We start from the raw sequence: 12372 nt of genomic DNA on the forward strand, positions 1-12372 counted from the left end.
TTTTACCAATACTTTTATTATTCCGTTTATGTATTCACCAAACTTTTCTTTTTCATTTTCTGGTAGTTTTTCAAGTACTTCTTTTATTTCTTTTAAGGATTTTGATATTTCCTCTTTATCCAATTTTTCTACAGCTAATAATAAACTTAATGCATTTTTTGCTTTTAATAAGTCTTTTTCTTCTATTTGACTTAAATCTATTATTTCATATTTAAATTGTGGTACATATACGCTAAATTCTTCCCAGTTAATTATTTTTCTCATAAACCAATTTTCTGCTGTCCATCGTCTTTTTCCGTTATAGAATACTACTGGTATTATTGGCGGTAACTTGAAACTTTTCCTTTTAGATTGTTCTTTATTTTCGTTTATATATTTTTTCCATATTCTTACCATATATTCAAGTATTCTAAATTGCATTAAATAATCTACACTTGATTGATGTTCTATTATTAAATATAGAAATAATTCATTTTCTTCATATTTTATTTTAAATAATAAATCGCTTTCTCTATCTCCATACTTTAAATCTGTGAATTTTGTTTTTTCTATTGTTATGTTTTCAGGTTGTATGTCGTAATTTTTTAGCTTTTTTACAAATAGGTTTATAAATTCAACTAACATCTCTTTATCGGAAAATATCTCCTTAAATAGTTGATCATAATATCCCATTTGCATCCCCCTTACTTTATAACTTAATCTCACCACCTTGTGGTTAGGTTTATACCTCCAATTTTTGGTACTAAATCGTATTTTCTTAATATTTCCCTTTTATCTTCTGTTAAATATATTCTCGATATCTGTATTAAATTGCTTTCCATAAACTTGTATGCAGGATATCTTTCGAATACTTCATCAAATCTAAGTATATCACCGTTATAATCAAGAATTGATACATCGCTTGAAAGGAATTCTTTTGGATGCATTAATGATAATTTATATGGCGTATCGATTATAAATAGATTTTCAAAGTTATCGAGTATATACGATAATTCCTGTTTGTCTTCTTTTGGAATATCTGTTTTTATTGTTTTTTCTATATTGGTTTTTAATTGTTTTAGCACATTTTCTGCAACGCTTACGCTTATTACTGAAGGATCTAATCCTGTTGTTGAAAATGGAATTTCTATTAATAACTTCCATAAATCCCTTGATTTTAATCTTTTTACCAGTTCATATGCTTTGGCAACTTTATCTGATTTTTGCATTAATTCAGGGCTTATGCTGAACAATTCATTGTTTTTCTTTTCGTATAATTCTTCATATACCATTTCTATTTCATTTATTATCCTCTGGTCTGTGAGCGATACAAATTTATCAAGGTCTTCTACTCTTGATTTTATATCAAGTATATCATCAGCTAATCGTAATATTTCCTGTATCATTTGATCTGCTGCTCTTGAGGTTTTATGGAAATATACATTTTTGTACATCATAAACCTTGCAAAAAGAACTGTGTAGATGTTGTCTATTATTTTTATGTTATAACACAATTTTTCTTTTCCATTTGAAGTTTTTATTGATGCATTTCTTATTATTCTGTCAAGGTCTCCAGTTCCAAAATCTCTTGTTCCTGCATAATATGAATCTCTTAAAACAAAATCCAGTCTATCTGCTCCTAAAGGTCCCTGAACAATGTTAAATTCTGGACTTCCTCCTGTATTTTCTGCTTCAAATAATTCGTTTATCATATTCATTACTTCTTTTAATGCTTCTTTTATTTCTTTTTCATTATCTGAAATTTCTCTTTTTACAGTTAAAGATAAGTCTTTTAGAAAATCTTTTTTGGTTCTTGAATCGTTGAGCTTTTTATATACATTATATGCCTGCTCTATTAATTTTGTGTTTAATATCTTTTTTCTATATTCATCATGACCATCATCTAATCCCATTCTTTTGTAAATTACGTCATCAAATTGATGACTGTATGGTCCGTGACCAAGGTCATGTACAAGACCTGCAAGTCTTATTATTCTTATTTTCTGGTGATTATCTTCAAATAATTTATTTGCATATAATCCTGCTATATGCATTACTCCTAACGAGTGAGAAAATCTTGTATGTGTTGCGCTTGGATATACATATTCAGCTCCTGCTAATTGACTTAAATATCTTAATCTCTGTACTAAAGGTGTATCAGCTATTACAATTTCAAGTGGATATAAGAATATTTCTGAATATATTGGATCTCTTGAAACTTTAAAATATAATTTTTCCATTTTTTATCACCCCAATATTAATTGTATATCAAAGAATATAAGCCATGCAAATGATATTAATATTAATGCAAGACTTATATACCCTGCTATTTTCCATATTTTATATGATGTATATGTATCTCTTACCGATGTTAACCAACCAAATGTAAATCCTACAAGCAATCCTCCAATATGCGCAAAATTGTTTATTCCAGATGATGTAAATCCAAGAAAAAGGTTTATTAAAATTACCGGTAATAATGCTGTTCCTGTCATTGGTTTAAGCATTGGTGGTGTATCATCTCTAAATCCTGCGCCAAATAATAACCCAATTAAACCAAAAATCGCTCCACTTGCACCTACAGAAAATGCATTTGGAATAAATATTTGTGTAAGTATTCCTCCACCTATTCCTGATGCAAGATATATTGTTAGAAACTTATATGGACCATATACTCTTTCTACTATATTTCCAAGATAATATAATGCGTATAGGTTGAAGGATATATGTAATATTCCACCATGAACAAATAAAGCTGTTATAAATCTAAAGTATTGATGATATATGGTTATTAATTTTCCATATTGTGCTCCAGCAACTATTAAAGTGTATGAATTTGAAAACGCGCCAAATCCTCCTCCAAATACAAACATTAAGACAAATACTACAATATTGAATGTAAAAATCTTTTGTGTTACATCTTCAAATCTGAAAATCCTTTTTATATAATCCATTTTTTACTCCTTTCTATCTTGTATGATACATTGCAGCTGCAGATGCACCAAGAATCCCCGCATCTTCAACTAACGCTGAAGGTAATATTTTAAATGTTCCTCTAAATGATGGCATTATATATAGACTTATTTTTTCTTCTATTGGTTTTATTAATGCATTTCCTGCTTTGCTCATTCCACCACCTATTACTATTAATTCTGGATTGAATATATGAACATAATTTGCAATTGCTCTTGCCAAAGCATCTGTTACTTTTTCAACTACCAATTTTGCTACGTAATCTCCACTTTTTAATGCTTCAAAAACATGTTTTGATTCTATTTTATCTATTCCACCGGCAAGTTCAACTACTTTGTTTTCAGGTATTTTTACAGAGAATTCTTTTGCCCATCTTGCAGTATTTCTCGCTGAAGCTATTGCTTCTATACATCCTCTTGAACCACAACCACATAATGGTCCATCTGGATCAACTATTACATGTCCCAATTCTGCTCCTATACCATCTCTTCCTGTTATTAATATTCCATGAGAAACTACTCCGCCGCCAATACCTGTACCAAGAGTTAATGCTACAAAATGTTTCATACCCTGAGCAGAACCAAAATACCATTCACCAAGAGTAAATGCATTTGCATCATTTTCCACGAATGTTGGAACTTTCACTTTCTCAGAAATATGATGTGCAAGTTCAAAATTGTTGAACGGAAGATTTGGTGAATATCTAACTATTCCGTGATCCCTATCAATTGAACCTGGTGAACCAATTCCTATTGCCTCTATTTTATTTTCTACACCTTCACTTACCATTTTTATTGTTTCAACTATATTTTCAACAACCTTTTCCTGTCCAAGATGTGCTTCTGTTGGTAATGCAACTTTTTTTATTATTCCTTTATCTTTTGAAACAAGTCCTGTTTTTATTTCTGTTCCCCCTAAATCCACTCCAACTATATACATATTTTCTCTCCCCTTTCAAAATTTTTTGATTCAAAATTCTACTGATATTGTATATTAATAATATTATAGTATAATTATATAATAAAGTGGATAAAATTGATTCGATAAGAGGTGATTTTATGAATATCGGCATTATTGTCGCTGCAGGAAAAGGTTCTCGAACAAATTTAACCTTTCCTAAACAATTTTACCAGATTTTAGGTAAAAGTTTGTTAAGAATTGCATTAGAAAAATATGAATATTCGGAATTAATAGACAAAATTATTGTTGTCGCAAATAAAGATTTTCTTGAAGAAACAAAAAAAGAATGTTATGAAATTAACAAAATTTATAGTATAATTAATGGTGGCGAGTCAAGGCAGGAATCTGTTTTTAATGCTTTAAAGTTTATATACAATGAATTTGAATATGATGCTAAAATCGTCTCTATACATGATGCAGCAAGACCATTTGTAAGTACAGAAAAAATAAATGAAAGTATTAGAATCGCTGAAAAATGTGGTTCTGCTGTTTTGGGATTACCTGAAAAAAACTCTGTTTCATATGTGTTAGACAATAATGTGGAAAAAATTCTCGATAGAAATGAAATATATATTCATCAAACACCTCAAACTTTTGATTTTAAGAAATTATATAAGGCATATACAAATTTTGAGAATGAATTAAAGGCTTTTACTGATGATGCAAGTATATTCCACAAAGCTGGAAATACTGTAAGAATAATTCCTGGTGAGGAATATAACATAAAAATAACAACTGAATTTGATATTAAATTTGCAAAATGGTTATTGAAAGAAGGTATAATTAATGGTTAAAATTGGAGCTCATATGAGTACTTCAAAAGGGTTTAGAAAAGTACCAGAAGATACAATAAATATTGGCGGAAATACATTTCAAATTTTTTCACACAGTCCAAGAACATGGAAGGTTAAACAACCTGATGAAAAAGATGTTGAAAAATTTAAATATGAAATGATTAAAAATAACATAGCATTTGAAGATGTTTTGGTTCATTCTGGATATTTAATCAATCTTGCTTCTCATAAGGATGAAAATTGGCAAAAATCTATTAATCTTATGATTGAAGAAATAAAGGTTACAGCAAAATTAGGAATTAAATATTTTAATGTTCATCCTGGTTCTCATCTTGGTAAAGGTGATGAATATGGTTATGATAGAATTGCAAAGGCTTTAGATATAATTTTCAATGAAGTAAAGGATCTTGATATTTATATACTTTTAGAAAATGTTGCAAAAAAAGGCGGAAATATTGGTTGGAAGATAGAACAATTGGGAGAAATTATTAATAGAACATCTTTTAAAGACAGAATTGGTATGACTTATGATACATGCCACGGTTTTGATTCTAATTATGATATTCGAAATAAAGACGGAGTAAGAGCTTTGTTAGATGAAATTGAAAAATATTTAGGTTTAGATAAACTAAAAATGATTCATTTAAATGATTCAAAATTTCCTTTAGGAGCTGGAAAGGATAGGCATGAATTTATTGGAAAAGGCGAAATTGGTATAGAAGGATTTAAAACGTTTTTCTCTTTTGAGGAAATTTTAAAAATTCCTATGCATTTAGAAACACCTGGCGATGATCAGGAACATGCTGAGGATATAATCACTGTTAGAAAAATTCTGGAAAACCTATAACGAGGGGAGTGGAAGGATGTCAGAAAACTTTGAAATTTTTGATGTTGAAGAAGAAAAGCCCAGAAAAAATAAGCATATTTTTAGAAAGATTATCTGGGCTGTTGTAATTTTATTGGTTTTAGCCTACGCAGGAACAAGCGTATATCAGGTTGGACCATCTGAAATGGGATTGGTACTTACTTTTGGTAAGTATACTTCAAGTACAGGGCCAGGGATTCACTGGCATTTGCCATATCCATTTCAAACACATAGAATTGTGGATGTAAGAACTTTGAAAAAGATTGAAATTGGTTTTAGGACTGTAAATTATCGTGGAAAGATTGAGTATCAACCTGTAGATGAAGAATCATTAATGATTACAGGTGATGAAAATATTGTAAATCTCGAAGCTGTTGTACAATACAGAATTGCTGATCCTGTAAAATTTGAGTTCAGGATACTCAATGGATTTGAAATGGTAAAATTTGCTACAGAAAGTGTTTTAAGAGAAATGGTTGCTATTAATCCAATTGATAATGTTTTGACCACTGAAAGGGATAGAATTGCTATGGAAACTGCAGCAAAGGTACAGAAAATTCTTGATAGCTATGGTGCAGGTATAAAAATTGAAAATGTTTATCTTCAGGAAGTCAGTCCACCAGCTGAAGTTGTAAAGGCTTTTGATGATGTTAATAGCGCCAAACAGGATAAGGAAAAATTCATAAATGAAGCAAATAGATATGCAAATGACGTTATTCCAAAAGCTCAGGGTGAAGCTCAAAAGATTATGAGAGAAGCTGAAGCTTATGCATATGAAAAGGTTGCGCTTGCTACAGGTGAAGCTAAAAGGTTTAAGGCTATGCTAAAAGAATATGAGATGACAAAGGATATTACAAAGAAACGTATTATTTTTGAAGCTATTGAAGGTTTGCTTAAAAATTCAAAGGAAAAGATTATTGTTGATAGTTCTGAAACTTTAAAATTGCTTAATTTGCCAGAAATAGGTGGTGGTACAAAATGAAGCTCACCAAAAATAAAATAATTATAATTGTATTATTAATTTTAGTTGGCTGGTTGATTTTATCTTCTATGTTCATTGTTAACCAGGAACAACAGGCAGTAGTTTTAAGATTTGGTCAAATACGAAAAGTTGTAACGAAACCGGGAATTAATTTTAAAACACCATTTGTTGATAATGTGGTAAAATTTGAAAAAAGGTTAATGTTATATGATATTGAACCAGAAAGAATAATAACTGCAGATAAAAAGACTATAGTTGTTGATACATACGCAATCTGGAGAATTAATGATCCAAAAACATTTATGGAAAGTATGCGTTCTGTACAGCTTGCTTTGACAAGAATTGATGATGTTGTATATTCAAATGTCAGGGATTTAGTTGCAAAATATACTTTTGAAGAGGTTTTATCTAAAAAAAGAGAAGAAATGTTAAAAGAAATTACTGAAAGAAGCAGTCATAACCTTAAGGATTTTGGTATTGAAATTGTAGATGTTAGGGTTAAAAGAACTGATTTGCCACCAGATATTTCAAAAGCTGTATATAATAGAATGATGGCAGAAAGATATAGTATTGCTGCCCAAATAAGGGCTGAAGGTCAAAGAGAATCAGAAATTATAAAAGCTGAAGCTGATAAGAAAGTTAAGATTATTATTTCCGAAGCTAAGAAAAATGCCGAGGTTATAAAAGGTACTGCAGATGCAAGTGTAATTACAATATATGCTGATGCATATAATCAAAGTCCAGAATTCTTTGAATTAAGAAGATTAGCTGATATATATAATTCTTCTATGGACAATAATATATTATTACTATCACCAGATTCACCTATTTTGAAGTTCTTATACGAGGAGAAGTAATATTGATGAAAAAATTGTTAATACCTTTTTTGTTTTTAATATTGTTTATATTCATTTCATGTGATCAACAAAGCAAAATAAATATTACAATCGAAGGTGACATTGCGTCACCTTCTTTCCCTATTAAAATTCAAATTCCTCAAAGTTTAGATTATGAAGTAAAATTCTTCGAAGGAGAAAATGAAATTAAATATGAAAAAAATGGAAGCGAATATTATTTTAAAGATTTAAAAGAAGGAAAACATACATTAAGAATGGAAATTTACAAAAATAAAAATAAGGTTTCAGAAAGAACTTTTACTTTTTATTATGATACAACAGCGCCAGAAATTGGATTTTTAAATGTTTATTTGAAATCTGGAGAATTAAATGTTACCGCTGCTTCTCCAGCTACTGATCTTTCAAGATTTATTTTAAAAGATGCAAGCAATACTTACAATTTTAATATAAATATAAAAATTCCTCTAAAAAAGGATATTGGAACTAAAAATTTTGAACTTTACGCAGTTGATAAATATGGAAATATTTCTAAAGAAAAGATAATAACCATTAATACCGATGAAGATAAACCACCTAAAATTCTAAACGATACACTTAAAATTTCTGTATTTGGAGATACAAATATTAAACTTTTTGATGATTGGACAAAAGATGAGGATTTAAAGGTATTTTTAAAAACAAAAGATGGTATTTATTCAACATATACAATGAGCGAAATACTGGATGATACTACCGACGATGGAACATTGCTTGTTATTGATAATGGAAATAATATCACCACAAAGAAAATAAAAATAGAAGTGGAATATTCTATTCCATCTATGCCTTCAGGAAACCCAAAGTTAATTGATTATTCTGTTGATACATTTGGCTGGGATTATGAAACTGATATTGAATCATATATTGTGGAAACACCTTATGAATATGGTTGGAAAAAAGAAGTGGAAACAAAGGCGGCATATGCCAGACTTGAAAAAGCAAATGTTGCAATGATCAGGAAAAAAAGTAAATTTGGAACTTTAAGTTTTCCTTCACAACCTACAATTCGTTTTTCTGGAACTTTTGTTCATCTGGTGAGAAATATTCTTGAATCTTCAAATGAAAACCTTTATTTGCCACAGATTAATTCAGAATTTTTAATTGGTGGAGAAACTGTTTTAGGTAAAGATAGTGTTGTTATGGTTGAGTCTGGAAGTATTTTAAAATTTGTCTCTAATTCTAAATTAGTTATAAAAGGTGTTTTCTTTATTATGCCGGGACCTGGAAAATCCTTAATAAACGGTAATGGAGAAATAATAGTTGATGGTGGAATTTTTATTGCTTCTAAAACTATTTTTGATAAGGTTAAAATTATAGGTAAAAATGCAAAGCTCATATATCTTGAAGATTCTGAATTTCTGGAAAACTCAGATTTAATTTCTTCGAATGATTTTAGAATTTGTTTGTATAATACTATAGGATATAAAACCCAAATTAATTTATTCAATTCAGAGGAGATTTTTATAAAAGAAAGTACGTTTAAAAATATAGTTATGAATAATGTAAATATGCTCGAAAGTATTAAATCTGTTTTTGCTAATGTGGAAATAGAAAATCTTAGTAAAGCATATATTGATAATTCGAGCATTAATACAATGATTCAAAAGAATTTTTCCTGGTCAAAAATTGTAAATTCAAATATTAATGATTTGAATGTTGAAAATTATTCAAGAAGTGTAATTGATAATTCAAAGATTTTAAATATTATAAATAAAGGTAGTACGGTGATAAAATGATAAATTTTGATATAATAGAAGACGTTTTTAGAAATTTGAAATTATGCTCACCAGGAAAATATCATTTACCAACACATGGTTCCACTTTTCTTGCTCAAATTTCAGATTTATTAAAAAATGAAAAAAATATAGTTGAGCTTGGTTCTGGAATTGGTAATGTTTCAATTGCTCTTGCAAAGATATATGAAGATATAAAAATTACCGGAATTGAAATTCAAAAAGAACCTTTTGAATGTTCATTAGAAAACATTAAATCAAATAATCTTTTAAATAGAGTTGATTTTATTAACGATGATATAAAAAATATAGAGAAATACTTTAAAAGGGAATCAATAGATTGCGTTATAACAAATCCACCACATTATTCTGATAAATCTTTGATAAGCCCATATGAGGATAGAAAAACTGCAAGAACATTTGATATAAACGACCTTGAAAAGTTTTTTTATGCAGCCAATTATTTATTAAAGAATAAGAAAAGAATGATTTTTGTTTATCATCCTGTTCATTTTGAAAGTTTTTTGAAACTTGCGTGGAAATATAAATTTTCACTGCAGGAAATGTTTTTAGGATATGGGAAAAAGAAAGGTGAATGTCAATTAATAGGTGGAATTTTACGAAAAAATGGTGGCGAAAATCTAAAGATTCATCCACCTGTATTTTTTAAGAATTCTGGATTATAATGTGCTAAAGGAGGAAATATATTATATGCTTATAACTTTTGAAGGAATTGAAAGTTCTGGTAAATCTACTCTTTCAAAAAAATTAGTTGAATATTTTAAAATTAAGAATAAAGATGTTATCTGGAATAGAGAACCAGGTGGAACAGAACTTGGTGAGAAGATAAGGGAATTATTGCTGGGTGATTATAAAATATGTCACGTAAGTGAAGCTTTATTATTTGCTGCCAGTCGTGCTCAATTGATAGAGGAAATTATAAAACCTAATAAAGATAAGATTATTATTCTTGATAGATTTGTTGACTCTTCAATTGTTTATCAGGGATATGCAAGAGAGCTTGGTTGGAAAGAGGTTTTTGAGATTAATAAACATGCGTTAGATGGAATAATGCCAGATTTGACGATTGTTGTTGATGTGAATGTTGAAACGTCTTTTGAAAGGATGAAGAATAAAAATAAGGATAGAATTGAAAGTGAAGGAAGAGAATTTTTTGAAAAGGCAAGGGAAGGGTTTTTGAAGTTAAAAGAGTGGTTCCCTGAGAGGAATATTGAGTATATTAGCGGTGAAAATACGCTTGATGTTGAATATAATGAGCTTATTGCAATAATCAATAAATATGTAAATATCTAAAAAAAAAGACTTTCAGGATTTTTCCTGAAAGTCTTTTTTTTAGTGAAAATTCATGTTCATGTTTGTACTTTTGTTTTCAAAAAGAAATAATAATATTCTTTCAGGCAGGTGAAATTTCTTATAATTGTGAAAAATAAAAACTTATTCAGACGACTCGAACGTTGATCCTCAAAAATTCTCGTTCCCGCCGGCCGTTGCAGACTCACATCCATGTTCGTCCTTTTTGTTGTAGATTGAAAAAATAAAAGTTCATTCATACGACTTGAGCACTAATCCTCAAAAACTGCTCATATTCGCGGGGTCGCTTAGATTCTGCATCCCTGCAGAAGCTGCGCTCAAAAAAACATCCTGTTTTTTTGACCCTCTCCATTCGCAGTTTTTTTCGGGTGCTCTGCAAGTATTCATTCACTTTTATTTTTTCAATCGTTTGTAATTTTACCTTGGACACTCTGCGAGCCTTCACTCGCTTTTATTTTTTCCAACTATCCTGTCATCACCGCTTCGGGAAATTCTTAGTCTTCGCTCATATTATTTTTCTAAATCACTTAACAAGAATTGTCACAATCGTCTACAAGGATTCTACAGTTGTCACACAGTCACAATTGTATGTTATAATAATTAATAGGGGGTGATGATTATGGATAATGATAAATTGAAATATATAATTTCTTCACTATTTGATGTCCCCATTAGCAATAAAGATTTGCTTGTAGATAGGGAAAAAGAATTAAAACATTTAAATAATCTTGCATATTTTCAACCCATGGGAATTTTTGGAGTATGTGGTGAAACTGGTGTAGGAAAAACTACTGTTTTGAATTTTATAGAAACAGCAGATTCCACAAAATTCAATATATTAATTACTGAAAAAGATTCTAAAGAGGTTATTATAGCTGATTTTCTTTATAAATTATCAAAATTATCATTATCTTTAAAAAATAAAAATATAGAAAAAATAGCGCTGGAAGCAAAAGATTTTATTTTAACAGAAAAAAGTTTTAACTCAAATTATAGCGGGGGAATAAATGCTTTTGCAAGTGCAACGTATGAAAAAGGATTGTCAAATAAAAAAAGATTTAATATATATACTATTAAGGAGTATATTGAAAAATTGCTTGAATTATTGATAAGAGAATATGGAAAAATTTTAATTGTAATAGATGAATTAGATAAAGAAAAAAAAGATGAAGTTCTGAATATTCTTGATTCTTTGAAAAATATACTTCTAAAAGAAAATGTTATTACAATTGTTTCTTTACCTTTTTCAATTTATAGGGAATACTCTAATGATAGAATGCGATGGAATGAGAGTGGAAATTTAGAAAATATTTTTAAAGATATGATTTTTCTGGATCCACTTACAAAAGAAGATATAAAAAAATTAATATTAAAACGTATTAAAGATTATCCTGATTATTTTCATATTAATGCTCTTGAAGAAATTGCTTCTTTTAGTGATGGGAATCCAAGAGATGCTTTATGGATTGCTCAACAAATTGCTTTATATAATACAGATAAAAAGAAAATTGATGAAACAACTGCCAAAGAAACTATAAAAAGTATTTTTTTACGAACTTTTTCTAAAACAAAATCCTTTACCGAAATACAAAAAATTATCTTAAAGGAAATTATTAAAGAAAACATAGATAGAACATCATTAGTTAAAAAATTACAGAAAAAAAATATAAAACGGCAAACAATATATACTTATATTACCCGCTGGAAAAATGAAGGATTAATTTTAGAAAATGATGATGGAATATTATCTTTACCAGCAAAAGTAAAATATTATGTAGAAAATTTATAATTTGTCACAGTTGTCTACAAGGATTCTACAGTTGTCACACAGTCACAATTGAAAGAGATGGAATTTTCC

General features: G+C 28.9%; 12 protein-coding genes. 8 read left to right on the forward strand and 4 right to left on the reverse strand.

Annotated features, from left to right (window positions below; all coding sequences use genetic code 11):
- From XO10_RS06300 to XO10_RS06315, 4 genes are all read right to left on the reverse strand, one after another.
- The coding region (locus XO10_RS06300; RefSeq protein WP_175421292.1) for an Rpn family recombination-promoting nuclease/putative transposase at positions 1-672 on the reverse strand (672 nt) is incomplete at its 3' end.
- 29 nt (positions 673-701) lie between these two features.
- Positions 702-2219, reverse strand: a complete 1518-nt coding sequence (locus tag XO10_RS06305) for an HD domain-containing protein (RefSeq protein WP_175421293.1) — start codon at positions 2217-2219, stop codon at positions 702-704.
- Between the two features lie 6 nt (positions 2220-2225).
- On the reverse strand, positions 2226-2933 hold the full coding sequence (locus tag XO10_RS06310; RefSeq protein ID WP_014296746.1) for a rhomboid family intramembrane serine protease: 708 nt from the start codon (positions 2931-2933) through the stop codon (positions 2226-2228).
- Between the two features lie 13 nt (positions 2934-2946).
- Positions 2947-3891, reverse strand: coding sequence for an ROK family protein (locus tag XO10_RS06315; RefSeq protein ID WP_014296747.1), 945 nt, complete (start codon positions 3889-3891; stop codon positions 2947-2949).
- 119 nt (positions 3892-4010) lie between these two features.
- Here XO10_RS06315 and ispD point away from each other — a divergent pair, with 119 nt between their 5' ends.
- The 8 genes from ispD (at position 4011) to XO10_RS06355 (ending at position 12303) form a co-directional block, all read left to right on the forward strand.
- Positions 4011-4706, forward strand: coding sequence for a 2-C-methyl-D-erythritol 4-phosphate cytidylyltransferase (gene ispD, locus XO10_RS06320; RefSeq protein ID WP_014296748.1), 696 nt, complete (start codon positions 4011-4013; stop codon positions 4704-4706).
- Positions 4699-5553, forward strand: a complete 855-nt coding sequence (locus tag XO10_RS06325; RefSeq protein WP_014296749.1) for a deoxyribonuclease IV — start codon at positions 4699-4701, stop codon at positions 5551-5553. Before ispD ends, XO10_RS06325 begins: the two co-directional genes overlap by 8 nt.
- 16 nt (positions 5554-5569) lie before the next feature.
- Entirely contained in the window at positions 5570-6553 is a 984-nt protein-coding gene (gene hflK, locus XO10_RS06330; protein WP_014296750.1) for an FtsH protease activity modulator HflK, read from the forward strand.
- The gene (gene hflC / locus XO10_RS06335; RefSeq protein ID WP_014296751.1) at positions 6550-7410 is read left to right on the forward strand and encodes a protease modulator HflC; all 861 of its coding nucleotides are present in this window, start codon (positions 6550-6552) and stop codon (positions 7408-7410) included. The genes hflK and hflC overlap by 4 nt, the downstream gene beginning before the upstream one ends.
- A 5-nt stretch (positions 7411-7415) precedes the next feature.
- Complete coding sequence (locus tag XO10_RS06340; RefSeq protein WP_014296752.1) at positions 7416-9185, forward strand: hypothetical protein; 1770 nt, start codon at positions 7416-7418, stop codon at positions 9183-9185.
- Entirely contained in the window at positions 9182-9868 is a 687-nt protein-coding gene (locus XO10_RS06345) for a tRNA1(Val) (adenine(37)-N6)-methyltransferase (RefSeq protein WP_175421294.1), read from the forward strand. Before XO10_RS06340 ends, XO10_RS06345 begins: the two co-directional genes overlap by 4 nt.
- Before the next feature lie 25 nt (positions 9869-9893).
- Entirely contained in the window at positions 9894-10496 is a 603-nt protein-coding gene (tmk, locus tag XO10_RS06350; protein WP_075780601.1) for a dTMP kinase, read from the forward strand.
- 637 nt (positions 10497-11133) lie between these two features.
- On the forward strand, positions 11134-12303 hold the full coding sequence (locus XO10_RS06355; RefSeq protein WP_075780602.1) for an ATP-binding protein: 1170 nt from the start codon (positions 11134-11136) through the stop codon (positions 12301-12303).
- Positions 12304-12372 lie beyond the last annotated feature (69 nt).

The sequence above is a fragment of the Marinitoga sp. 1135 genome (assembly GCF_013363245.1).
Taxonomy (GTDB): domain Bacteria; phylum Thermotogota; class Thermotogae; order Petrotogales; family Petrotogaceae; genus Marinitoga; species Marinitoga piezophila.